Origin of the sequence: Pseudomonas sp. AAC (assembly GCF_000725445.1) — a bacterium.
Taxonomy (GTDB): domain Bacteria; phylum Pseudomonadota; class Gammaproteobacteria; order Pseudomonadales; family Pseudomonadaceae; genus Pseudomonas; species Pseudomonas citronellolis.
In genome coordinates this window covers 677,393-702,330 of the sequence record NZ_KL647098.1, presented here as the reverse complement: position 1 = coordinate 702,330, position 24,938 = coordinate 677,393, and the positions used below count along the sequence as shown (strand labels likewise).

The following is a 24,938-nucleotide window of genomic DNA, read 5'->3' as shown; positions in this document are numbered from 1 at the left end:
GCGGCGGCCCGCCAATCATCCGGAAAGCCCCATCAGACCTGCGCTTCAGGCTTGCAGGCAGAAAGCGTTGCGGGCACAATGTTAACCATTGGATTTTGGTTAACTCAAGGTTTACAAAAGGAAAAGCAAGCACAGCCGAACGAAACAGCCCTTCCCACCCACAGACGGGATTTGCCTACCCGCGGGCGGGGAGACTTCCATAGCTCCAGGAGTCGATTGATGTCGCACAAGAACAAAAAGATTGATGTGTTCCTGATTACCGTAAGCCTCATCGCCGTGCTGCTCACCGTGGTCGGCCTGGCCGCGTTCCCGGAACAGTCCGGGCAGTTGGCCAACACCCTGTTCGAACTCTCCACCCGCACCTTCGGCACCAGCGTGCAGCTGCTGGTGTTCTCCAGCTCCCTGGTGGTGCTGTACCTGGCCTTCAGCAAGTACGGCCACATCCGCCTGGGCAGTGGCAAGCCGGAATATTCCACCGCCACCTGGGTGTTCATGTTCATCTGTGCCGGCATGGGCTCCTCGACCCTGTACTGGGGCGTGATGGAGTGGGCCTACTACTACCAGACCCCCGGCCTGAACATGGTCCCCGAGTCGGCCCAGGCGCTGGAATACAGCGTCAGCTACTCGTTCTTCCACTGGGGCATCAGCGCCTGGTCGATCTACGCCCTGGCCTCGCTGGCCATGGCCTACCACTTCCACGTGCGCAAGAAGAGCGGCCTGAACCTGGCCTCCATCGTCGAGGCCGTCACCGGCTTCAAGGCCACCGGCCCGGTGGGCCGCGCGGTGGACCTGATCTTCCTGCTGACCATGATGGGCGCGCTCACCGTGTCCCTGGCGCTGACCGCCTCGACGCTCACCCGCGGCCTCTCCGGCCTGGTCGGCACGCCGGACACCTTCATGGTGCAGCTGATGGTCATCGGCGTGATCGCCGTGCTCTTCTCGCTCAGCTCCTACATCGGCATCGACGGCGGCCTGCAGCACCTGAGCAAGATGGTCTGCTACGGCGCCCTGGTGTTCGCCGCGGTGGTGCTGCTGGTCGGCCCGACGCAGTTCACCATCAACAACACGGCCAACGCCGTGGGCCTGATGATCCAGAACTACGTGCACATGAGCCTGTTCACCGACCCGGCCGGGGACGGCGCCTTCACCCGCAACTGGACGGTGTTCTACTGGCTCTGGTGGGTGTCCTACGCGCCCGGCGTGGCCATGTTCGTGACCCGCGTGTCGCGCGGCCGGCAGATCAGGGAAGTGGTGTTCGCCCTGCTGATGGGCGGCAGCTTCGGTTGCTGGTTCTTCTTCGGCGCGCTGGAAAGCTACAGCATGCACCAGTTCATCACTGGGGCCGTCGACGTGCCGAAGATCCTCAGCGAGCACGGCGGCGAGAGCGCGGTGGAAGCGCTGCTGGCGGCCCTGCCCATGGGCAAGGCGTTCCTCGCCGTGTACCTGTTCATCATGGCGGTGTTCTGCGCCTCGCACATGGACGCCGCGGCCTACGCGGTGGCCGCCACCAGCACCCGCAACCTGCAGGAAGGCGACGACCCGACGCCGACCCACCGGCTGTTCTGGTGCGTGACCCTGACCCTGGTGCCGCTGGCCATGCTCTTCGCCAAGGCCTCGCTATCGACCATGAAGACCGCGGTGGTGCTGACCGCCATCCCGTTCATGGCGATCCTGCTGGTGAAGATCTACGGCTTCCTCAAGTGGATGGTGCAGGACTACGGCTCGATGCCGGCGCACCTGATCGAGGAAGAGGCCGCCCGCCTGGCCGGCGAGGAGCCCCACGCCGAGCCGCAGCCGGTGGCCGCCGCGGCGCCCGCGCAGTAAGGGATACGGCCCGCCTCCCGAGCGGAGGCGGGCACTCCGCGGCAAATTTTTTTGCCCGGCTTGTTAACCAACGGATATCCGTTAACCAATAAGTAAAAAGCACGGCGACGCCCGTGCCTGAAACCGGAGACCAACCGATGAACGACTTCCAGCGCCTGCCAGCCGATTTCTGCGCCAACCACGAAGAAGCCTTCACCATTCCCGCGCACTTCTACACCAGCAAGGCGGTGTACGAGCACGAGAAGGAAGCCATCTTCGCCCGCAGCTGGATCTGCGTGGCGCACCGCAGCGAGGTGGCGGAGAACAACGCCTACATCACCCGCGAGGTGATCGGCGAAAGCATCATCGTGGTGCGCGGCCGCGACGGCGTGCTGCGCGCCTTCTACAACGTCTGCCCGCACCGCGGCCACCAGCTGCTGGAAGGCAGCGGCAAGGCCAAGAACGTCATCGCCTGCCCGTACCACGCCTGGACCTTCAAGCTCGACGGCGAGCTGACCCACGTGCGCAACTGCGACGCCGTGCAGGGCTTCGACAAGGGCGACTACGGCCTGGTGCCGCTGCGCGTGGAGGAATACGCCGGCTTCATCTTCATCAACATGGACAACGACGCAGGCAGCGTCGAAGACCAGTTGCCGGGCCTGCAGGCGCGCATGCGCCAGGCCTGCGCGGTGATCGACGACCTGCAGCTGGCGGCGCGCTTCGTCACCGAAACCCCGGCCAACTGGAAGTCCATCGTCGACAACTACCTGGAGTGCTACCACTGCGGCCCGGCGCACCCCAGCTTCGCCGACTCGGTGGACGTCGGCCAGTACGGCCACACCCTGCACGGCAACTGGTCGCTGCAGTACGGCATCGCCAAGTCCTCGGAGCAGTCGTTCAAGGTCGACGAGTCGGTCAAGGACCCGTCCTTCGCCGGCTTCTGGGCCTGGCCGTGCACCATGTTCAACGTGCCGCCGGGCGCCAACTTCATGACCGTGATCTACGAGTTCCCGGTGGACGCCGAGACCACCCTGCAGCACTACGACATCTACTTCCTCGACAAGGAGCTGACCGAGGAGCAGAAGGTGCTGGTGGAGTGGTACCGCGACGTGTTCCGCCCCGAGGACCTGCGCCTGGTGGAAAGCGTACAGAAGGGCCTGAAGTCCCGCGGCTACCGCGGCCAGGGCCGGATCATGGTGGACAAGCAGCGCAGCGGCATCAGCGAGCACGGCATCGCCCACTTCCACAACCTGATCGCCGTCGCCCACCTGGAAGACTGATGGCCAGCGCCGCCACCGAGGTGATCGCGCTGGCTAGCGCCACCCAGCTGATCTCCAACGAGGTGGCGCCGTTCGGCGGGGTGAAGCAGTCCGGCCTGGGCCGCGAGGGCTCCAAGTACGGCATCGAGGACTATCTGGAAATCAAGTACCTGTGCCTCGCCGTTTGAGCGGGGATAGGTCGCGGCGAGCGGCAGGGCCTGCCGCTCGCCGATGCAGTCGAGGTGAATGATGGCCAACAAATACGAGATGTTCAGCGTCCGCGTCAGCGCGGTGGAACAGGCGACGCCGCTGATCAAGCGCTTCACCCTGGTGCGCGAGGACGGCCAGCCACTGCCGGCGTTCAGCGGCGGCAGCCATGTGATCGTGCAGGACCCGGCGGGTAGTTTCAGCAACGCCTACTCGCTGATGAGCGACCCGCGCGACCTCAGTCACTACCAGATCGGCGTGCGCCTGGAAGAGCAGTCCAGGGGCGGCTCGGCCTTCATGCACGGCCAGGTGGAGGTCGGCACCCAACTGACCATCTCCACGCCGAACAACCTGTTCGCCCTGGATCCCAGCGCCGGGCGCCACGTGCTGATCGCCGGCGGCATCGGCATCACCCCGTTCCTGGCCCAACTGCACGATCTGGAAGGCGGCGCTACGCCCTACGAGCTGCACTACGCGTTCCGCAGCCCGGAGCACGGCGCGTTCCAGGCCGAGCTGGAGCAGGGCCCGCATGCCGGGCACGTGCGCTTCTACATCGACAGCCTGGGGCGCAAGCTCGACCTGGCGGCGCTGTTCGCCGGCCTGGCCGGGGATGCCCATGTGTACGTGTGCGGGCCCAAGCCGCTGATCGACGCGGTGATCGAAGGCGCCAAGGCAGCCGGCATCGCGGACGGGCGCGTGCACTGGGAACAGTTCGCCGCCGCCCCGGCCGAAGGCGCCGCCTTCACCGTGGTGCTGGCCCGTTCCGGCCGCGAACTGCGGGTGGAGGAGGGCATGACCATCCTCCAGGCCATCGAGAACGTGAAGGCGGCCAAGGTCGAATGCCTGTGCCGCGAGGGCGTCTGCGGCACCTGCGAGACGGCCATCCTCGAAGGCGAGGCGGAGCATTTCGACCAGTACCTGAGCGACGAGGAAAAGGCCGCGCAGCAGAGCCTGATGCTCTGCGTATCGCGCGCCCGGACGGCGCGGCTGGTGATCGATCTCTGACACCGATGCGCTTCGTAGGAGCGCGCCCTGCGCGCGAATCGCGGGCAGGGCCCGCTCCTACAGGTGGTTAGCCGGAGGTATCGGCGCGATTCGCGGATGAGATCCGCTCCTACGGGGTGGCCTCACACCCTGCTCTGACGACTGCGCCGATGCGCTCTTCGTAGGAGCGAGCTTGCTCGCGAACCCAACCATCCGTCACGCGTTCGCGGGAATGACGAGGGGGCGGGAGTATCAGGATGACTCCAAATTCCCCGCTCGCTCCGAACAGCCCCCTCTCCCGCTTGCGGGAGAGGGTTGGGGAGAGGGGCTCTTCGCGCCCGGCCCGCCTCAATGCTTGATCATCACGTGCCGCGCCACCGTGTAATCCTCCAGGCCGTACATCGAAAGGTCCTTGCCGTAGCCGGACTGCTTGAAGCCGCCGTGGGGCATTTCGCTGCACAGCATGAAGTGGGTGTTGACCCAGGTGCAGCCGTACTGCAGGCGCGCCGCCACCCGGCTGGCGCGGCCGACGTCGCGGGTCCACACCGAGCTGGCCAGGCCGTACTCGGAGTCGTTGGCCCAGCGGATGGCCTGCTCGACGTCGCTGAACGGCGTGACCGAGACCACCGGGCCGAACACCTCGTTACGCACTATCTCGTCGTCCTGCTGGGCGTTGGCCACCACCGTCGGCTGGTAGAAGAAGCCGTTGCCGGCCACCGCCGCGCCGCCGGTGGCGATGCGGATGTGCGGGCTGGCCTTGGCCCGTTCGACGAAGCCGGAGACGCGCTCGCGCTGGCTGGCGGTGATCAGCGGGCCCAGCTCGGTGGCCGGGTCGTCCTGCAGGCCGGTCTTCAGGCTGGACACGGCGCTGGCCAGGTCGGCGACGAAGTTGTCGTAGATCTTCTTGCCGGCGTAGATGCGGCAGGCCGCGGTGCAGTCCTGCCCGGCGTTGTAGAAGCCGAAGGTGCGGATGCCCTCGACCACGTCGGCCAGGTCGGCGTCGTCGAAGACGATCACCGGGGCCTTGCCGCCCAGTTCCATGTGCAGGCGCTTCACGCTGTCGGCGGCGCTGCGGATGATGTGCTTGCCGGTGCCCACCGAGCCGGTCAGCGAGACCATGCGCACCAGCGCGTGGCTGACCAGCGGGCTGCCCACCGTGGGGCCGCGGCCGAACACCAGGTTGACCACCCCGGCGGGGAACAGCTCGGCGATGAATTCGGCCAGGCGCAGGGCGGTCAGCGGCGTCTGCTCCGAGGGCTTGAGCACCACGCAGTTGCCGGCGGCCAGGGCCGGGCCGAGTTTCCAGGCGGCCATCATCAGCGGGTAGTTCCAGGGCGCGATGGAGGCGATTACTCCCACCGGGTCGCGGCGGATCATCGAGGTGAAGCCGGGCAGGTACTCGCCGGCCGCCGAGCCGGGCAGGCAGCGGCAGGCCCCGGCGAAGAAGCGGAACACGTCGGCGATGGCCGGGATCTCGTCGTTCAGCGCGGCGGCGTAGGGCTTGCCGCAGTTCTGCGATTCCAGGCGCGCCAGCTCCGCGGCGTGTTCCTCGATTTTGTCGGCCAGGCGCAGCAGGAGCTGCGCGCGGTCCTTCGGGGTGGTCTGCGACCAGCCGTCGAAGGCGGCGTCGGCGGCGCGCACGGCGGCGTCCACCTGGGCCTCGCTGGCCTCGGCTATCTGGCCCAGCACCTCGCCGGTGGAGGGGTTGAGGATGTCCAGTTTCTCGCCTTCGCCGGCGACGAACTGGCCGTTGATCAGGAGTTTGCTTTGCATTGCGGGGCTCCTCTGCTTCGGTGGCTGGATACCCGCCGCGGCGGGCCGCCGGTTCACTTGCCGCCGCCGGCCACGTCGCTGGTGCCGCGGGTCAGGTAGTAGGCGCCGAGGATCGGCAGCATGGTCGCCAGCATCACCAGCATGGCCACCACGTTGGTGATGGGCACGTCGCGCGGGCGCGTCAGCTGGTTCAGCAGCCACAGCGGCAGGGTGCGCTCGTGGCCGGCGGTGAAGGTGGTGACGATGATCTCGTCGAAGGACAGCGCGAAGGCCAGCATGCCGCCGGCCAGCAGGGCGGTGGCGATGTTCGGCAGGACGATGTAGCGGAAGGTCTGCCAGCCGTCGGCGCCCAGGTCCATGGAGGCCTCGATGAGGCTGAACGAGGTGCGGCGGAAGCGCGCTATCACGTTGTTGTAGACGATCACCACGCAGAAGGTGGCGTGGCCGATGACGATGGTCAGGAAGCCCGGCTCGATGCCGAGGGTCTTGAACGCCGAGAGCAGCGCGATACCGGTGATGATGCCGGGCAGGGCGATGGGCAGGATGAGCATCAGCGAGATGCCTTCCTTGCCGAAGAAGTCGCGGCGGTACAGCGCGCCGGCGGCCAGGGTGCCGAGGACCATGGCCACCAGGGTGGCGACGCAGGCGATCTTCACCGACAGCCAGATGGCGTCGAGCACGTCGCCGCGCTGGGCCACCTCGGCGAACCAGCGCAGGGTGAAGCCCTGCAGCGGGAAGCTGTAGGCCGACTCCTCGGTGTTGAAGGCGTAGAGCAGGATCACCAGGATCGGGAAGTGCAGGAACACCAGCCCGCCCCAGGCGGCCAGGCGCAAGGCCCAGGAAGCTCGCTCAGAGTGCATCGAAGGCCCCCAGCCGCTTGGCGATGGACAGGTAGACGGCGATCAGCACGATGGGCACCAGGGTGAAGGCCGCGGCCAGCGGCATGTTGCCGATGGAGCCCTGCTGCACGTAGACCATGGTGCCGATGAACAGCCCGCTGGGGCCCACCAGCTGCGGGATGATGAAATCGCCCAGGGTCAGGCTGAAGGTGAAGATGGAGCCGGCCACCACGCCGGGGAAGGCCAGCGGCAGGATGACCTGGGCGAAGGTCTGCCGCGGCCGCGCGCCCAGGTCGGCGCTGGCCTGCAGCAGCGACGGCGGCAGGCGTTCCAGGGCGGCCTGGATCGGCAGGATCATGAACGGCAGCCAGATGTAGGTGAACACCCAGAAGCGCCCCAGGTGCGAGGTGGACAGGGTGTTGCCGCCCACCCCGGGCACGTCCAGCAGCAGGTCGAGCAGGCCCAGCAGGTGCAGCTTCTCGATGATCCAGTAGAGGATGCCGCCCTTGGCCAGGATCACCGTCCAGGCGTAGGCCTTGACGATGTAGCTGGCCCACATCGGCAGCATCACCGCGATATAGAAGAAGGCCTTTTCCTTGGGCCCGGCGAAGCGCGCCATGTAGTAGGCGATGGGGAAGGCCAGCACGGCGCTGGCCAGGGACACCGCCACGGCCATGCCCAGGGTGCGCAGGACGATGTCGTAGTTGGCCGGGTTGAACAGCGCCGCGTAGTTGGCCAGGGTCAGCTGCGGCGTCACCGCCATGGTGAAGTCGTCGAAGGTGTAGAAGCTCTGCCAGAGCAGGGCGAACAGCGCGCCGATGTAGATCACCCCGAACCACAGCAGCGGCGGGATCAGCAGCATCAGCAGGTAGAGGCCGCTGCGCCGGTAGAGGAAGCTGGAGACGGCGCGCATCATGGCAGCGGTTCCTCGCGCAGCGGCACCAGCGCGCTGCGCGCCCAGCAGGCGCTGACCGCCTCGCCGGGCTGCGGGCGCTGCTCCTCGCGCTCGCCGTTGGGCAGCGCGGCCACCAGCCGGCCGCCGGCGTCCAGGGCGATCTCGTAGCGGCTGGCGGCGCCCAGGTACTGTACGTCCACCAGGGTGCCGGCGACCTGCAGCTCACCCTCGCGCGGCTGGCCGAAGCGCACGTGCTCCGGGCGCAGCGACCAGGCCCCGGCTGCGCCGAGCAGGCGCCGGGCGAGGTCGCCGCGCAGCACGTTGGCGGTGCCGACGAACTCGGCGACGAAGGGCGTGGCCGGCTTCATGTAGAGGTTGCGCGGGGTGTCCACCTGTTCGATGCGGCCCTTGTTGAACACCGCCACGCGGTCGGACATGGACAGCGCCTCGCCCTGGTCGTGGGTGACGAAGATGAAGGTGATGCCCAGCTGGCGCTGCAGTTTCTTCAGCTCCACCTGCATCTGCTCGCGCAGCTTCAGGTCCAGCGCGCCGAGCGGTTCGTCCAGCAGCAGCACCCGCGGGCGGTTGACCAGGGCCCGGGCCAGGGCCACGCGCTGGCGCTGGCCGCCGGAAAGCTGCGCCGGCTTGCGGCCGCCGTAGCCGCCAAGGGCGACCATGCCCAGGGCCTCTTCGGCGCGCTTGAGGCGTTCGGCCTTGCCCACGCCTTTCACCTTCAGGCCGTAGGCGACGTTGTCCAGCACGTTCATGTGCGGGAACAGCGCGTAGTCCTGGAACACCGTGTTCACGTCGCGCTCGTAGGGCGGCAGCCCGGCGGCCTCCTGGCCGTGGATGCGGATGGAGCCGGAGGAGGGCTGCTCGAACCCGGCGATCAGGCGCAGGCAGGTGGTCTTGCCCGAGCCGGAGGGGCCGAGCATGGAGAAGAACTCGCCATCGCGGATTTCGATGGACACCCGGTCGACGGCTTTCACCTCGCCGTAGTGGCGGCTCACCTCGGTGAACTGGACGGCTGTGGTCATGGCGCTACCCGCGTGGCTGGTGTGCTTTAACAGGGTAGTGCATGGGGGAGGGGCGGGCTGGATCCAGACGTAGGGCGTACAAGCGTTCGCGGTTGTACGCCGTTGCGCCCAAGGTCGAACCCGAGTGGGCCGGCGATCGAGGTCAGGCGGCGGATAACCGCGAACGGTTATTCGCCCTACGCTCCTGGATGCTTGATCGTGGCGGGGAGGGCGTTCCCTCTCCCTAACCCTCTCCCTGAAGGGAGAGGGGACCGTTGGGCAGGGTTGGGTGTTTTGGAGTCAGCCGGCTAGCACCGTTTCTTCCGGTTGAAACCATTCGTCCTCTCGGCACGGACTGGCCCCCTCTCCCTTCAGGGAGAGGGCTGGGGAGAGGGAGCGGAGTTAACCCAAAGCACCGAAGCCACCGGCAAACCCCGTTCGCGAGCAAGCTCGCTCCTACGAAAAGCCGGAGCGCTACCTGCCGCCCATGATCGCGATGTAATCCTGCGTCCAGCGGCTATAGGGCACGTACTTCCCACCCTCCGCCTGCGGCGTCTTCCAGAAGGCGATGCGCTCGAACTGGTCGTAGCCGTTGGTGGCGCAGCCTTCGGCGCCGAGCAGCTGGCTGCCCTTGCAACCGGCCGGCGCCGCCGGCACCGAGCCGAACCAGGCGGCGACGTCGCCCTGCACCTTGGGCTCCAGCGACCAGTTCAGCCACTTGTAGGCGCAGTTCGGGTGCTTGGCGTCGACGTGCAGCATGGTGGTGTCGGCCCAGCCGGTCACGCCCTCGGCGGGGATGGTCGAGGCGATCGGCTGTTTCTCGCCCTGCAGGGCGTTGACCTGGTAGGGCCAGGAGCCGGAGGCGGCCACGCCTTCGTTCTTGAAGTCGCTCATCTGCACGGTCGCGTCGTGCCAGTAGCGGTGGATCAGCGCGTGCTGGGCGCGCAGCAGCTTGAGCACCGCGGCGTACTGCGCCTCGGTGAGCTGGTACGGGTCCTGAATGCCCAGGGACGGCTCGGTGGCCTTCAGGTAGAGCGCGGCGTCGGCGATGTAGATGGGCCCGTCGTAGGCCTGCACGCGGCCCTTGTTGCTCTTGCCGTCGGGCAGTTGCTGCTCCTTGAACACCACGCTCCAGCTGTCCGGCGCCTTGGGGAACACCTTGGTGTTGTACATCAGCACGTTCGGGCCCCACTGGTAGGGCGTGCCGTAGTGCTTGCCGTCCACGGTGTGCCAGGGCGCGTCCTGCAGGCGCGGGTCGACGTTCTTCCAGTTGGGGATCAGGCTGACGTCGATTGGCTGCACGCGCTTGCCGTACACCAGGCGCAGCGAGGCGTCGCCCGAGGCGGTGACCAGGTCGTAGCCGCCCTTGGCCATCAGGCTGACCATTTCGTCGGAGGTGGCGGCGGTCTTCACGTTGACCTTGCAGCCGGTCTCCTTCTCGAAGGGCGTCACCCAGTCGTAGTTCTTGTCGCTCTCGCCGCGCTCGATGTAGCCGGGCCAGGCGATGATGTCGAGGGCGCCCTCGGGCGCGCCGAGCTGGGCGGCCTGCGGGGCGGCGCTGGCCAGGGCGCAGGCGCCGGCGAAGGCCAGGGGGGCGAGTTTCGGGGAAGGCATGGTCGGACTCCTGTTGGGGGTTCGGAGCCTCTGCGGTCGTAGCGCACCGCGGGCGGGGCACCTGGGCGGACAGCATGTGTCATGGCGAAACGACATTTCTGGCAGCCTAGCCGCGCCCGGCGGGGGCTACAAGCGCAGGCTCGCCATCCACGCATAAGCATAGGCGCAAGCGCGGCGGGCCGGTTGCCGCCGCTGGCCTAGACTGAAGCGGTTGGCGCCAAAAGGGGCGGCGCCGGCCCGCTGCCCGCGCCGCTTGCACCAAAGTGGCGCGCCAGTGCCGGGCCTGTTTTGCAAGCCATTGAAACCCAAGGCTTTGTTTCGATGGCACGGGGCTTGCGATGGCAAGGCTACTGGTGGCGACAAGGAGTTCGGCATGTCCCGCACTTTCTACGACGAGATGTATGACGCGAATGGCCGGTGCCGGGCGCACTACCGCGAATTCGCCCGCTGGCTGGCCGCGGCGGCGCCGGAAACCCTGGAGCAGCGCCGGCGCGAGGCCGACCTGCTGTTCCACCGCGCCGGCATCACCTTCACCCTCTATGGCGACGAGCAGGGCACCGAGCGCCTGATCCCCTTCGACACCATCCCGCGCAGCATTCCCATGAGCGAATGGCGCGTGGTGGAGCGCGGCTGCATCCAGCGGGTGCGCGCGCTGAACATGTTCCTCGCCGACCTCTACCATGGGCAGCGCATCATCAAGGCCGGGGTGGTCCCGGCGGAGCAGGTGCTGACCAACGAGGGCTACCAGATCGCCATGCAGGGCCTGGACCTGCACCGCGACCTCTACGCCCACATCGCCGGGGTCGACCTGGTGCGCGACGCCGACGGCAGCTACTACGTGCTGGAGGACAACCTGCGCACCCCCAGCGGCGTGAGCTACATGCTCGAAGACCGCAAGATGATGATGCGGCTGTTCCCCGAGCTGTTCGCCGCGCAGCGCATTGCGCCCATCGACCACTACCCGAACCTGCTGCTGGAGACCCTGCGCAGCTCCAGCCCGCTGGACAACCCCAGCGTGGTGGTGCTGACCCCCGGGCGCTTCAACAGCGCCTACTTCGAGCACGCCTTCCTGGCTCGCGAGATGGGCGTGGAGCTGGTGGAGGGCGCCGACCTGTTCGTCCGCGACGAGCGCGTGTACATGCGCACCACCGCCGGCCCGCGTCCGGTGGACGTGATCTACCGGCGCCTGGACGACGCCTTCCTCGACCCGCTGGCCTTCAACCCCGAGTCGATGCTCGGCGTGCCCGGCCTGCTGGCGGCCTACCGCGCCGGCAACGTGGTGCTGGCCAACGCCATCGGCACCGGGGTGGCCGACGACAAGTCGATCTACCCCTACGTCGGCGACATGGTGCGCTTCTACCTGTCCGAGGAACCCATTCTGAAGAACGTGCCCACCTGGCAGTGCCGCAAGCCGGCCGACCTGTCCCACGTGCTGACGCACCTGCCGCAGTTGGTGGTCAAGGAAACCCAGGGTTCCGGTGGCTACGGCATGCTCGTCGGTCCTGCGGCCAGCAGCCAGGAGATCGAGGCTTTCCGCGAGCGCATCAAGGCCCGCCCGCACGCCTACATCGCCCAGCCGACGCTGTGCCTGTCGACCTGCCCGACCTACGTCGACAGCGGCATCGCGCCGCGGCACATCGACCTGCGGCCGTTCGTGCTGTCCGGCCGCGAGACGCGCCTGGTGCCCGGCGGGCTGACCCGCGTGGCGCTGCGCGAGGGCTCGCTGGTGGTCAATTCGTCACAGGGTGGCGGTACCAAGGACACCTGGGTGGTGGAGGACTGAGATGCTGAGCCGTACCGCAGCCGACCTGTACTGGATGTCCCGCTACCTGGAGCGCGCGGAGAACCTCGCGCGCATGCTCGACGTGAGCTATTCGCTGTCGCTGATGCCGGCGGACGACCGCGGCGGCGGCGCCGACGAACTGGCCATGCCGCTGCTGATCACCGGCACCATGGACGACTACCTGGAGCGCCACGGGAAGATGCAGCCCGAGCGCATGCTGCACTTCTTCGCCCTCGACGCCGACAACCCGGCGAGCATCTACCGCTGCCTGCAGGCCGCCCGTGGCAACGCCCACGCGGTGCGCGGGCGGATCACCGCGGACATCTGGGAGAACATCAACGCCACCTGGCTGGAGATGCGCAGCATCGCCCAGCAGGGCCTGGGCCGCTACGGCATCAGCCGCTTCTGCGAATGGGTCAAGGAGCGCTCGTACCTGTTCCGCGGCGCCACCTACGGCACCATCATGCGCGGCGAGGCTTCCAGCTTCATCCGCCTGGGCACCTTCATCGAACGCGCCGACAACACCCTGCGCCTGCTCGACGCCCGCTACGAACTGCTCGGCGAGGAGGCCGAGGAGGTCAGCGACACCTCGGCGCGCGGCTACTACCAGTGGAGCGCGCTGCTGCGCGCGCTGTCTTCCTTCGAAGCCTACAACGAGATCTACCGTGGCTCGCCCGATGCCCGCCAGGTGTCCGAACTGCTGCTCTTGCGTGCCGAGGTGCCGCGTTCCCTGCAAGCCTGCGTGGAGGAACTGGACGGCATCCTATCCACCTTGCCCGGCGACAACGGCCGCCCGGCGCAGCGCCTGGCCGCCGAACTGGCCGCGCGCCTGCGCTACACGGCGATCGACGAAATCCTCGGTGACGGCCTGCACGCCTGGCTCACTGACTTCATTTTGCTGATCCGCCAACTGGCCCGGGCAATCCACAGTTCCTATCTGGAGGCCGTATGAAACTCGCCATCAGCCACGACACCACCTACCGCTACGACGACCCGGTGCGCGCCAGCATCCAGTACCTGCGCCTGACGCCCCAGGAAAGCGAGCGCCAGCACGTGCTCAGCTGGGAGCTCACGCTGCCGCGCCCGGCCCGCGCCCAGCGCGACCCCTACGGCAATGTGCTGCACGTGCTGAGCATCGACGAACCCCACGAGGCCGTGGTGATCCGCGCCCGCGGCCTGGTGGAGATCGACGAGAGCCGCGAGGCCGAGCACGACGACCAGTCGCCGCTGCCGTTCCTGCGCTTCACCCGCCTGACCACCCCGGACGACACCCTGCGCGCCTTCGCCCTGGCGCAGTGCGGCGAGGCCCGCGACCGCAACGCGCTGATCAAGCTGATGCACGCCCTGCACGGGCAGATGCCGTTCCAGCCGGGCGCCACTGGGGTGGAGAGCACCGCGGCCGAAGCCTTCGCCGGCGGCGCAGGGGTCTGCCAGGACCACACCCATGCCTTCCTTGCCTGCGCGCGCAGCCTGGGCATTCCGGCGCGCTTCGTCTCCGGCTACCTGTACCGCGGCAGCGACCGGGACCTGGCCAGCCACGCCTGGGCCGAGGCCTGGCTGGACGACGCCTGGTACAGCTTCGACGTGACCAACGAACTGGCGCGCCCGGAGCGCCACCTGAAGCTGGCGGTGGGCCTGGACTACCTGGACGCCTGCCCGGTGCGCGGCATGCGCCGCGGCAGCGGCCTGGGCGAGCAGATGCACGCGCGGGTGGTGGTGGCGCCGCTGCTGCGCAGCCAGCAGTGAGGCCGGCGGGGAGGCTGCCACGGGATGGAAACCCGTGGTGGTCTAGTATTGCCGGGCAACCCCTGAAGAAGGCCATCCCATGACCTATTGCGTAGCCATGTGCCTGGACGAGGGCCTGGTGTTCGCCTCGGACTCGCGGACCAACGCCGGCATCGACCACATCGCCACCTTCCGCAAGCTGTTCACCTTCGGGGTGCCCGGCGAGCGCCTGATCGTGCTGCAGAGCGCCGGCAACCTGGCCACCTCGCAGTCGGTGGTGAACCTGCTGAAGCAGCGCCTGGGCGACGCCGGCCAGGTGAACCTGCACAGCGTGCCGACCCTCTACGAAGCCACCGCGCTGGTGGCCGCCACCGTGCGCGAGGTGGTGGCCCGCGACGCCGCGCCCCTGGCCGGCAACACCGACCTGACCTGTTCCTTCCTGGTCGGCGGGCAGATCGCCGGCGGCCCGCCGGAGCTGTACAGCATCTACCCCCAGGGCAACTTCATCCAGGCCACCGAGGACACGCCCTTCCTGCAGCTGGGCGAGAGCAAGTACGGCAAGCCGATCCTCGACCGCAACCTGGAGTTCACCACCAGCCTGGCCGAAGGCCTGCGTTGCGCGCTGGTGTCCTTCGACTCGACGATTCGAAGCAACCTATCGGTGGGCATGCCGCTGGACCTGCTGGTGTACCACCGCGACAGCCTGATCGTCCCGGCGGGCTACCGGGTGACGGAGGAGGATGCGTACTACGCGAGCATCCGCAAGCAGTGGTCGGCGGGGTTGCATGAGCTGCTGGCGGAGCTGCCGGCGCCGCCGGTGGAGTACAACATCTAGCGGAGGGTGTTGGGTTCAAGAGCGCCCTCTCCCCAACCCTCTCCCGCAAGCGGGAGAGGGGGCTGTCCTGAGCGGGGTTGGAGTCAGGCACCATCCTCCACCCTCGTCATTCCCGCGAACGCGCACTGCTGTCCGGCACGCCTCATGCTATTAACAGCTGCCCCTGACGCAGGTTGATCTCGCGTATTCGCTCCTGCCGTCGTCGGTAACGTTCGGCCTCCAGACCAGGACGCTGAAACAGCGTCGCCTGTACCGCCACCATCAGCATCCACAGGCTTTGCCGCGTTCCCGTCCTGCGTTGGTAAAGGTTCAGCAGCAAGTAGCTGATCAGCGCACAGAGAATCTGGATGCGCACGGCATTCTCGCTACGGCCCAGGAAACGCCTGACCTTCAGGTGTTGCTTGATCCATTTGAAAAACAGCTCGATCCGCCAGCGATCCCGGTAGCGCTCGGCGATTTCTGCCGCCGGGCTGCTCAGGTCGTTGGTCGCCAGGCTTAGAGGCGGCTCATCGCCTGGGCGGTTCACCAGGATCCGCCGCAGGGGCTGGGTGTAGTGATTACGCCGTCGGCCACCTGGGTTGCGGTTGGAGAAGTTCACCTCTTCGTCTCGCAGGATCGTTTCCCGGTCTTGCTGGGGAACCTCGCGCTGGGCCAGGACCTTGAGCCGCACATTGGACTTGAATCGTGTGACGAAGCGGGCCTTCTGGGCATCCAGGCTCGCCCACCAGTTGAAGTCGTAATAGCCCTTGTCGAATACGTAGGTGGCCTGTGGCTCGATACCCAGCGTCCGGCCTTCGTCGATGTCGTTGACGTTGGCTGCGCTGAAGCTGCAATGCACCGGTGCTGCCGCCTGCTCGGCATACAGCACATGGACTTTCAGCCCCTGGGAGCGGGTTCGATTGGACAGCGTCCATTCGTCGAAGCCAGGGCCCTTGAGGGTGATCGTGGTGGAGTCCAGCAGGTACAGCAGTTCCTTCCCGTCACGGCGTAACTGCCGGCAGACGCCCGCCATCAGGTAGTGCGCAACCTGGGCGAAGACCTCGGTATTACGGCGTTCGTTGGCATCGGCCAGGGTGGAACGCCGGATCGGGCCCGTCCCCAGGTGATAGTGCTGATGGGGATGGCTGTTGAAGCTGGTTTCAAGCGCCCGCAGGCTGCTCACGCCGGCCAGTTGGGCATACACCATGGCGACCAGGTGATCCCAGCTGCCAAAGCGCTTGCTGTGCTTGTCGGCGCCGTGTTCGGCGACCAGTCGATCGAAGACGCCGCGAGGCAGCGCTTTTAGTACATCGTGAAAACGGCTTATCCTGAACATCTTGCGGGGGCTGTGAGGTTGAGTTGGCGCTCAACGGTTTAACCCGTGCCTTCAGCCCCCGCAAGCCCTCCAGACGCCCCCTCGAAAATATTCCGGACAGTAGTGCGCGAACGCGGGAACCCAGTGACGGGTGGTTGGGTTCGCGAGCAAGCTCGCTCCTACGAAGAGCAAAGCAGCTCTGCTCTGGCTTTTGGGACTTCCAGAGAAACCTCCGCGCACTCCGAACGCCCCTTCAGAAGGCCGAGCGAAACCGGCGCTCAGGAGGGCATGCGACATGGATGTCGCGAGAGCCCCGCGGGCTACAGGGACGTACCCTCGGGGCGGGCCTCCGTGGCGGGGGAATTCGTGAGGGTAGCCCGACTCTGTCGGGCCCGTATGTCGGGGCAAGCCTTTTTAGTTCCTTTTGTGGCGTTTGACAAAAGGGACTCGCCCGAGGGGGCGAAACAAGACGGTCGGGCAGACTCGGAGCGGCGCAGAAACACCCAAGCCAAGGCAACTGGGTTCCCGCGTTCGCGGGAATGACGAGGGGGAGTGAGGAGTTTCAGGATGACTCCAGATTTTCCGCCTACTCAGGACAGCCCCCTCTCCCTTCAGGGAGAGGGCTGGGGAGAGGGCGCTCTTCCCCCCAACACCACAGCCCCCGGCAAACCCCATTCGCAAGCAAGCTCGCCCCCACAACACCCCTCACCGCTCCCGCAACGCCTCCCAGCGCGCCTTCAGCACCGGCTTGAGCAGATAATCCAGCACACTCTTCTCGCCCGTGATGATATCCACCGTCGCCACCATCCCGGGGATGATCAGCAGCGGCTTGTTGTCCGGCCCCAGGTGGTTCTTGTCGGTGCGCACCTGGATCAGATAGAAGGCGTTGCCCTTGTCGTCGGTGATGGTGTCGGCGCTGATCATCTCCAGCTTGGCCTTCAGGCCGCCGTAGATGGTGTAGTCGTAGGCGCTGAACTTCACCGTGGCCGGCTGGCCGGGGTGGAGGAAGGCGACGTCCTGCGGGCGGATCTTCGCTTCCACCAGCAGGTTGTCCTCCAGCGGGACGATTTCCACCATGTCGCTGCCCGGCTGCACCACGCCGCCGATGGTGTTGACCTTCAGCTGCTTGACGATGCCGCGCACCGGCGACACCACGGTGGTGCGGCTGACCTTGTCGTCGATGGCGCGGCTGGTGGCGGTGAGTTTGTTCAGCTCGGTGCGGGCCTCGTTGAGGTCCTTCAGGGCGTCGGTGCGGAAGCCCTGGCGCGACTCGTCGATCTTCCGCGCGATCTCCTGCATGGCCGCCTCGGCGCGGGGGATGGCCAGGGTGGTGGCGTTCAGCTCGCCGTTGATCTCCACCACGCTGCGGCGCAGGCGCAGCAGTTCCACCGGGGAGATGGCGCCGCTCTTGACCAGCGGCGTGGACATGTTCAGCTCCTGCTGCACCAGGCCGAGGCTGGAACGGTACTGTTGGGCCTTGGCGCGGAATTCCTGCAGTTCCTGGGTCTTCTGCCGCAGCTGTTCCTGGAGGATGCTCACCTCGCTGGCCTGGCGCGCCTGGCGGCTGTGGTAGAGCTGCAGCTGGTCGTCGACCACCTGCGGCGCGGTCTGCTTCAGGGCCTCGGAGAAGGCCGGCTCGCGGCCGTCGGTCTCGGCGCTCAGGCGCTCCACGCGGGCCTCCAGGGCGTTGCGGTCGGCCTCGGTCTCGCCCTTGTTGGAAGCGAAGCGGGTGTCGTCCAGGCGCAGCAGGGTCTGGCCCTTGTCCACCACCTGGCCTTCGTGGACGAAGATTTCCGAGACGATGCCGCCCTCCAGGTTCTGGATGGTCTGCACCTTGCTGGAGGGGATGGCCTTGCCTTCGCCCTTGGTGACTTCCTCCAGGTGCGCGTAGTGTGCCCAGGCCAGCGCGCAGACCAGCAGCGCGAGCACCGCCCAGAGGGTGATGCGCGCGGCCAGCGGCGAGTCCTCCAGCACCGTGCCCTGGACCTCGGGCATGAACTCGGTGTCGCTGCGGCCGCCGAGGTAGCCCGGCGTCGGTTGCATGCTGCTCATGGCTTCACCCCGCTGCCGGGCCGACGTGGCCCTTGCGCAATGCTTCGATCACCGCTTCCTTCGGCCCGTCGGCGACGATGCGCCCGGCGTCGAGGACGATCAGCCGGTCGACCAGGGCGAGCATCGAGGTGCGGTGGGTGACCAGCAGCAGCGTCTTGTCCGCGCAGCACGCCTGCAGGCGCCGGCGCAGGGCTTCCTCGCTGCTGTTGTCCATGGCGCTGGTGGGCTCGTCGAGCACCAGGATCGGCGGGTCCAGCAGCAGCGCGCGGGCCATCAGCACGGCCTGGCGCTGGCCGCCGGAGAGCAGCTGGCCGCGCTCGCCCACCGGGCGGTCGAAGCCGGCCGGGTGCTGCCGGGCCAGTTCGCTGACGCCGGTCAGCTCGGCCACTTCCAGCATGCGCGCGTCGCCGACGTAGCGCGCGCCCAGGGTCAGGTTGTCGCGCAGGCTGCCGGCCAGCAGCGGCAGGTCGTGGGCCACGTAGCCCACCTGCTGGCGCAGGTCGGCCACGTCTATCTGCCGCAGGTCCAGGCCGTCGAGCAGGATCTGCCCCTCGTCCGGCTGGTAGAAGCCCAGCAGCAGGCGCGCCAGGGTGCTCTTGCCCGAGCCGCTGCGGCCGATCAGCCCGACCTTCTCGCCGGGGGCCAGGCGCAGGCCGATCTGGCTCAGCGCCGCGGCGTTCTGCTCGGGGTAGTGGAATTCCACCTGGCGCATCTCCAGCGCGCCGTGCAGCTGGGTGCGCTCCAGCGGGCGCTGGCTGGCCTGGCGCTCCTGGGGCAGGGCCATGAGCGCGTCGGTGCTCTTCATGGTCAGGCGCGCCTGCTGGTGGCGGGTGATCAGCCCGGCGATCTGCCCCAGCGGCGCCAGCACCCGGCTGTTGAGCATGTAGCAGGCGACCAGGGCGCCGACGCTGAGCTGGCCGTCGAGGATGGCGTAGACGCCGCAGATGATCAGGGCCATGCCGGCGAACTGCTGGACGAACAGGGTGCCGTTGGTGGCCAGGGTGGCGAGGAAGCGGGCGTGGTTGTCCAGGCGGGTGAGGGCGCCGTGGGTGGCTTCCCAGCGGTACTGCCGCTCGCTCTCGGCGCCGCACGCCTTGAGCGTTTCCAGGCCGCCGAGGGTCTCGATCAGCAGGGCCTGGCGCTCGGCGCCGAGGGTCAGGCTCTTCTGCACGGTGTCGCGCAGGCGCACCTGGATCAGGTAGGCGAAGCCGATGGTCAGCGGGAAGGCCAGCAGCGGCACCGCCACCAGAGCGCCGCCGAGCAGGCCGATGACCACGATCATCAGCAGCGAGAAGGGCAGGTCGATGAGGCTGGTGAGGGTCAGCGCGGTGAGGAATTCGCGCAGGCCCTGGAAGTCGTGGATGCTCTGGGCGAAACCGCCGACCGTGGCCGGGCGGAACTTCATGGCCATGCCGGTGATGCGCTCGAACAGCGTGGCCGAGAGCACCACGTCGGTCTTCTTCCCGGCCATGTCCAGCAGGTGCGAGCGCAGCACCCGCAGCAGCAGCTCGAAGAGGGTGCCCAGCAGCAACCCGCTGGCCAGCACCCAGAGGGTGGAGATGGCCTGGTTGGGCACCACGCGGTCGTAGGTCTGCATGACGAACAGCGGCACCAGCATGCTCAGCAGGTTGATCAGCAGGCTCGCCACCAGGGCGTCGGTATAGAGCCAGCGCGACAGCCTGAGGGTGTCGCGGAACCAGGCCTCGACCCGCGGCACCAGCGGCTGGCGCGCCGCCTCCAGCTCGTGGCGCGGGCGGGCGAACAGGGCCAGGCCGCTGTACTGCGCGGCCAGCTCCTCGGTGCTCACCCACTGCTCGCCGCCCTCGGTCTCGCAGGGCAGGATCAGCGCCTGGCCGTCCGCCCCCCACTGGCGCAGCACCGCGCTACGCCCGCCTTCGAGCAGCAACAGGACCGGCAGGTTCAGCGCCGGTATGGCCTTCAGCTCGCGGCGCAGCAGGCGCCCCTGCAGGCCGGCGCGGGCCGCGGCGCGGGGCAGCAGCTCGGCGTTCAGGCGTTGCTGCGGCAACGGCAGGCCGGCGCTCAGGCTGGTGCGGCTGACCGAGCAGCCGTGCAGGCGGCAGAGGATCAGCAGGCCGTCGAGCAGGGGGTCGTCGTGGCTCAGGCGGGGGTCGTCCGCTGCGGGGTTGCCGCGCTCCTGGATGATCATGGTCACGCTACTTCTCCCGGGCTTCTGCGAGCCCCGTGCGGCCGCCGCGCCCCGCAAGCGCCGCCGGCCGGACGGGGCCGGCGGCGGGCGCAGGGCGGGCAGGGCCTTATTTCATGTCGGGCAGGCGTGTCTCGGTCTTCACGTCGGACAGCGCCACGCCCTCATGGGGCGGCACGACGTTCTGCGAGCGCAGCAGGGCGCCCATGGCGGCCAGCACGCGGTAGCGCGAGTACTCCTCGGTGTAGCGCACCTGGGTGTAGCGGCGGTTGGCGGTGAACAGTTCGTTCTCGCTGTCCAGCAGGTCGAGCAGCGTGCGCTGGCCGAGGGTGAACTGCTGCTGGTAGGCCTCGCGGACCTTGCGCGTGTAGTCGGCGTATTCGCGCGCCGGGCCGGTCTGCTTGGTGGCGTTCTCCATGGCGTCCCAGGCCAGCGAGAGGTTCTCGTTGAGCAGGCGCAGGGCGTTGTCGCGGACGTCCTTGGCTTCGTCGATCTGGTGCGAGGTGGCGCCGAGGCGGTTCTTGTCGCGCATGCCGTTGAACAGGTTGTAGCGCATCACCACCTGGGCTTCCCAGTCGTTGTAGTGGCCCACTTCGCCGTCGACGTTGTTGTTCGCCGCCTTCGACAGTTCCAGGTCGAAGCGCGGGTAGAAGGGCGACTTGGCCGCCTCGTACTGCTTCTCGGCGGCATTCACGTCGGCCTGGGCCGATTTGAGCAGCGGGTTGTTGCTCAGCACTTCCTGGCGCGCCTTGTTGATGTCGCTGGGCACCAGGGCCTTGACGGTGGAGGGCGTCTCCAGCTCGTCGGGCTGCTTGCCCACGGCGCTGTAGAAGTTGGCCTCGGCGTCGCGCAGGTCGACTTCCTCGGTGTACAGGTTGTTCTGCGCCAGGGCCAGGCGCGCGGTGGCCTGGTCGTTGTCGGCGGTGCTGCCGACGCCCTGCTGGCTGCGCATGCGGATCTGGTCGCCGATGCGCTGGTGGGCCTGCAGGTTGTTGCGCGCCAGGCTCACCATCTCGCGGTGCTGCAGCACGTTGAGGTAGACCTCGACGGTGCGCAGCGCGGCGTTCTCCGAGGTGCCCAGCACGCGGAACGCCTTGGAATTGACGTTGGCCTCGTTACGCGCCACCTCGTTGGGCGTGGCGAAGCCGTCGAACAGCATCTGCTGCAGGCGGAGCTCGGCATCGCCGCGGTTGAGCGTTTCCTTGTTGTGGTTGCCTTCCTGACGGGTAGAGGGGCTATCGACGCCTTCGCGGCCGTAACCCAGCAGTAGATCGACGGTGGGCAGGTAGCCGCCGCGGGCGATCTTCAGTTCCTGGTCTGCGGTCAGCCGGCTGTTCATGCTCTGGCTGATCTCCGGGTGATATTGCAGGGTGCTCTGTATGGCTTGGGTCAGGCTCATCGCGTTGGCTTGAGCGCAGGTGGCCGCCAGAAATACACCGCTCCATAGCGTCGCGTTACGACTGCGCATGGCGTTCTCCTGGTGTTCTCGACTTCGATGCTCTTGCAATTCGCCAAAAACTTGGCTTTTTTCTGATATCAAGCGTTTCACGCCTGTAACATCAGAGCTAAGAACAACTTTTCGCGAACCTCAGAAGAATTTTTCACATCCCATATTCAGAAAAAGTCTTATGACACCTGTGAAAAGCGGCACATTGTAAAACTCGCAAACCCTGATTTTTCTTGGCTATGGGGACGAATAGGGCTTGCACATACAGCCATGTACGTTTCAGGCGGCTAGGGCGGGCGTTTCCGCGAAGTACCGAAGCAAGCGTGGTCAAAAAAATGGCGGATTCATCCGCTGGCTTTTTGATGCCAAAGCGCCTTCGGGCTTCCGCTTCCCTCTACGCACCACTGCGCGCCGGTGACGGCATGGCCAACTCGGAGGTCTTGGGTGCCGCCGGAGGCGGCGCCGGGCGGCAAGCGCAGAGTAAGCGCGGAGGATGCAGTCATGGCCAGCTTGGTAGGTATCGTCAGCAAGGCGGTAGGCGAGGTCTTCGCCGTGGCCGCGGATGGTTCGCGTCGCATCCTGCACCAGGGCGACAAGCTGTTCGTCGGCGAACAACTGGTGACCGGGCACGAAGGTGCCGTGGCCGTGGCGATCGCCGGTGGCGGCGAACTCACCCTGGGGCGCGACAGTTCGATGCCGATGAGCAATCAACTGGTCGCCGCCGCCCACCACCAGTACGCGGACAGCGCGCCGGCGCAGGCGCCGGTCGCGCCCAGCCAGCAGGACATCGCCGACGTCAAGGCGCTGCAGGCGGCCATCGCCGCCGGGCAGGACCCGAGCCAGGTGGCCGAGGCCACCGCGGCCGGGCCGTCGTTCTCCGCCGGCGGCAACGCCAAGGCCGGCGGCGGGCACTCCTTCGTGCTGCTGACCGAGATCGGCGGCCACATCGATCCGGACATCGGCTTCCCCACCGGGCCCCTGGGCAGCGGCCCGCTGTTCCCGCGGCTGTTCGACGGCATCCCCAGCCCCGAGCAGGCCCAGGCGGCGCCGCCGACCCCGCCGGAACCGCCGACCCCGCCCGTCGACGGCGTGCCCAGCGCGGGCAACGCCAGCGCCGTGGTGGATGAAGACGGCCTGCCCGGCGGCATCCAGGGCAACGACGGCCTGCCCGGCGTCGGCGCCAGCGCTTCCGGCAGCCTCGGTTACGACTTCGGCGCCGACGGCCCCGGGACCTTCGCCTGGAGCACCAGCGGCCTGCCGGCGCTGACCTCCGGCGGCGTGGCCCTGAGCTACAGCGTCAGCCCCGACGGCCACGTGCTGACGGCCTCGGCCAATGGCCAGACGGTCTTCACCCTGACTCTCACCAACCTCGCCAACGGCACCTATGAACTGGTCCTGCAGCAGCCGCTGGACCACCCGCAGCACGGCGTCGAGGACGACATCGCCCTCAGCGTCCCCTACACCCTGACCGACGGCAACGGCACGCCCGCCGGCGGCAACCTGGCCATCCTCATCAACGACGACAGCCCCACCGCCTCCCTGGCCCTGGACGGCGAGGCGCCGAGCCTGCTCAGCCATGACGAAGGCACCCGCGGCGGCGCTTCGGAGAGCGTCTCGGCGGACTTCGCCAGCGCCTTCAAGGCGACCCTGGCCTATGGCGCCGACGGCGCGGGCAGCGTGGCCTGGCACTACAGCCTGACCGTCACCGGCCAGGGCGAGGCCTCGGGCCTGAGCAGCGGCGGCCAGGGCATCCACCTCTACCTGATCGATGGCGTGGTGGTGGGCTCCACCGCCGCCAGCGCCGGCGCGGTCAGCAGCGCCAACACCGTCTTCTCGCTGGCGGTGGACGCCGCCAGCGGCAAGGTCACCCTGACCCAGTACGCCGCCATCGACCACGCCCTGCCCGGGGACACCAGCGGCTTCGACAGCCAGCAGGTCTCCCTCGGCAGCGACCTGGTTCAACTGCAGGGCAGCGTCACCATCACCGACCGTGACGGCGACCCGGCCAGCGCCAGCCAGAACCTCGACCTGGGCGGCCGGATCGGCTTCGCCGACGACGGCCCGAGCATCGGCATCGGCGCCAGCGGCGCGCTGCTCGGCAACCTGGTGACCCAGGACGCCGACACCATCGGCAGCAACTTCGACACCGCCACCACCAGCTTCGCCGCGGCCTTCGCCATCACTTCGCAGAACGCTGGCGCCGACGGCCCGGCCGCGGTGAACTGGAGCTACGCGCTGAAGCTGGACGTGGCCGAAGGCAGCCAATCGGGGCTGAACAGTGCCGGGCAGAAGATTTACCTGTACGAGCAGAACGGCCAGATCATCGGCAGCACCGCCAGCAGTGAAGGTGGCGTGAATGCCAGCAACACCATCTTCAACCTGAAGGTCGACGGCAGCGGCAACGTCACCCTGACGCAATATGCCGAGATCGATCACCCGCTACCGGGCGCGACCAGCGACTACGCGACCCAGCAGACCCCCCTCGGCACCGGGTTGGTCAGCTTGCAGGCCACCGCCACCATCACCGATTACGACGGCGACAAGGCCTCGTCCAGCGCCAGCATCGACCTGGGCGGCAAGGTGGCCTTCGACGACGACGGCCCCTCCATCTGCATCGACCTCAGCGGTAAGGTTCCGGTGCTGCTGCACACCCAGGACGCCGACACCATCGGCAGCAACTTCGACACCGCCACCACCAGCTTCGCCGCGGCCTTCGCCATCACTTCGCAAAGCGCCGGCGCCGATACCCCGGCCGCGGTGAGCTGGAGCTACGCGCTGAAACTGGACGTGGCCGAAGGTACCCAGTCAGGCCTGAACAGCGCCGGGCAGAAGATTTACCTCTACGAGCAGAACGGCCAGATCATCGGCAGCACCGCCAGCAGTGAAGGTGGCGTGAATGCCAGCAACACCATCTTCAACCTGAAGGTCGACGGCAGCGGCAACGTCACCCTGACGCAATACGCCGAGATCGATCACGCGCTGCCGGGTGCGACCAGTAACTATGCCGCGCAGCAGGCCTTCCTCGGCACCGGCCTGGTGAGCCTGGACGCTACCGCGACCATCACCGACTACGACGGCGACAAGGCCTCGTCCAGCGCCAGCATCGATCTGGGCGGCAAGGTGGCCTTCGACGACGATGGCCCGTCCATCTGCATCGACCTCAGCGGTAAGGTTCCGGTGCTGCTGCACACCCAGGACGCCGACACCATCGGCAGCAACTTCGACACCGCCACCACCAGCTTCGCCGC

The 24,938-nt window shown here is 67.6% G+C and carries 17 protein-coding genes and 1 pseudogene; 9 read left to right on the top strand and 9 right to left on the bottom strand.

Going from position 1 to position 24,938, the window contains the following annotated elements; all coding sequences use genetic code 11:
* The first annotated feature begins 219 nt into the window (after positions 1-219).
* The 4 genes and pseudogenes from FG99_RS20680 (at position 220) to FG99_RS20670 (ending at position 4,274) form a co-directional block, all read left to right on the top strand.
* Positions 220-1,824, top strand: a complete 1,605-nt coding sequence (locus tag FG99_RS20680) for a BCCT family transporter (protein WP_043272113.1) — start codon at positions 220-222, stop codon at positions 1,822-1,824.
* A gap of 137 nt (positions 1,825-1,961) precedes the next feature.
* Complete coding sequence (locus FG99_RS20675; protein ID WP_043272112.1) at positions 1,962-3,083, top strand: aromatic ring-hydroxylating oxygenase subunit alpha; 1,122 nt, start codon at positions 1,962-1,964, stop codon at positions 3,081-3,083.
* 41 nt (positions 3,084-3,124) lie between these two features.
* Positions 3,125-3,250, top strand: a pseudogene (locus FG99_RS31500) (aldehyde dehydrogenase family protein); the annotation flags it as partial.
* 61 nt (positions 3,251-3,311) lie between these two features.
* On the top strand, positions 3,312-4,274 hold the full coding sequence (locus FG99_RS20670; RefSeq protein WP_043272111.1) for a PDR/VanB family oxidoreductase: 963 nt from the start codon (positions 3,312-3,314) through the stop codon (positions 4,272-4,274).
* A 327-nt stretch (positions 4,275-4,601) separates the two neighbouring features.
* Here the strand turns inward: FG99_RS20670 and FG99_RS20665 are convergent, their stop codons facing one another.
* From FG99_RS20665 to ydcS, 5 genes are all read right to left on the bottom strand, one after another.
* Entirely contained in the window at positions 4,602-6,026 is a 1,425-nt protein-coding gene (locus tag FG99_RS20665) for a gamma-aminobutyraldehyde dehydrogenase (RefSeq protein WP_043272110.1), read from the bottom strand.
* A 53-nt stretch (positions 6,027-6,079) separates the two neighbouring features.
* Entirely contained in the window at positions 6,080-6,886 is an 807-nt protein-coding gene (locus FG99_RS20660; protein WP_009618775.1) for an ABC transporter permease, read from the bottom strand.
* A complete protein-coding gene (locus tag FG99_RS20655) occupies positions 6,876-7,781 on the bottom strand; it encodes an ABC transporter permease (RefSeq protein ID WP_009618777.1) in 906 nt (301 codons plus the stop codon). The genes FG99_RS20660 and FG99_RS20655 overlap by 11 nt, the downstream gene beginning before the upstream one ends.
* Entirely contained in the window at positions 7,778-8,797 is a 1,020-nt protein-coding gene (locus tag FG99_RS20650) for an ABC transporter ATP-binding protein (RefSeq protein WP_043272109.1), read from the bottom strand. Before FG99_RS20650 ends, FG99_RS20655 begins: the two co-directional genes overlap by 4 nt.
* A gap of 453 nt (positions 8,798-9,250) precedes the next feature.
* On the bottom strand, positions 9,251-10,390 hold the full coding sequence (gene ydcS, locus FG99_RS20645) for a putative ABC transporter substrate-binding protein YdcS (protein ID WP_043272108.1): 1,140 nt from the start codon (positions 10,388-10,390) through the stop codon (positions 9,251-9,253).
* A 373-nt stretch (positions 10,391-10,763) separates the two neighbouring features.
* On the opposite strand from ydcS, the gene FG99_RS20640 reads away from it, so the two are divergent.
* The 4 genes from FG99_RS20640 (at position 10,764) to FG99_RS20625 (ending at position 14,733) form a co-directional block, all read left to right on the top strand.
* On the top strand, positions 10,764-12,173 hold the full coding sequence (locus tag FG99_RS20640) for a circularly permuted type 2 ATP-grasp protein (protein ID WP_043272107.1): 1,410 nt from the start codon (positions 10,764-10,766) through the stop codon (positions 12,171-12,173).
* Position 12,174: 1 nt separating this feature from the next.
* Complete coding sequence (locus FG99_RS20635; RefSeq protein ID WP_009618784.1) at positions 12,175-13,125, top strand: alpha-E domain-containing protein; 951 nt, start codon at positions 12,175-12,177, stop codon at positions 13,123-13,125.
* Positions 13,122-13,919: a transglutaminase family protein gene (locus tag FG99_RS20630; RefSeq protein WP_043272106.1), complete on the top strand. Its 798-nt coding sequence runs from the start codon at positions 13,122-13,124 to the stop codon at positions 13,917-13,919. Before FG99_RS20635 ends, FG99_RS20630 begins: the two co-directional genes overlap by 4 nt.
* A gap of 79 nt (positions 13,920-13,998) precedes the next feature.
* Positions 13,999-14,733, top strand: coding sequence for a proteasome-type protease (locus tag FG99_RS20625; protein WP_043272105.1), 735 nt, complete (start codon positions 13,999-14,001; stop codon positions 14,731-14,733).
* 142 nt (positions 14,734-14,875) lie between these two features.
* On the opposite strand, the gene FG99_RS20620 is transcribed toward FG99_RS20625, so the two are convergent.
* The 4 genes from FG99_RS20620 to FG99_RS20605 form a co-directional block, all read right to left on the bottom strand.
* Positions 14,876-16,048 (bottom strand): IS4 family transposase, encoded by a 1,173-nt coding sequence (locus tag FG99_RS20620; protein ID WP_043270464.1) that lies wholly within the window; start codon positions 16,046-16,048, stop codon positions 14,876-14,878.
* 684 nt (positions 16,049-16,732) lie between these two features.
* A complete protein-coding gene (locus tag FG99_RS20615) occupies positions 16,733-18,079 on the bottom strand; it encodes an HlyD family type I secretion periplasmic adaptor subunit (RefSeq protein ID WP_051879099.1) in 1,347 nt (448 codons plus the stop codon).
* A 4-nt stretch (positions 18,080-18,083) separates the two neighbouring features.
* Positions 18,084-20,246 (bottom strand): type I secretion system permease/ATPase, encoded by a 2,163-nt coding sequence (locus tag FG99_RS20610; protein ID WP_043272104.1) that lies wholly within the window; start codon positions 20,244-20,246, stop codon positions 18,084-18,086.
* Between the two features lie 106 nt (positions 20,247-20,352).
* Positions 20,353-21,711 carry a TolC family outer membrane protein gene (locus FG99_RS20605; RefSeq protein ID WP_043272103.1) on the bottom strand — a complete coding sequence of 453 codons (1,359 nt, stop codon included), beginning with the start codon at positions 21,709-21,711 and terminating at the stop codon, positions 20,353-20,355.
* Positions 21,712-22,191: 480 nt separating this feature from the next.
* On the opposite strand from FG99_RS20605, the gene FG99_RS30855 reads away from it, so the two are divergent.
* The coding region (locus tag FG99_RS30855; RefSeq protein WP_156060091.1) for a retention module-containing protein at positions 22,192-24,938 on the top strand (2,747 nt) is incomplete at its 3' end.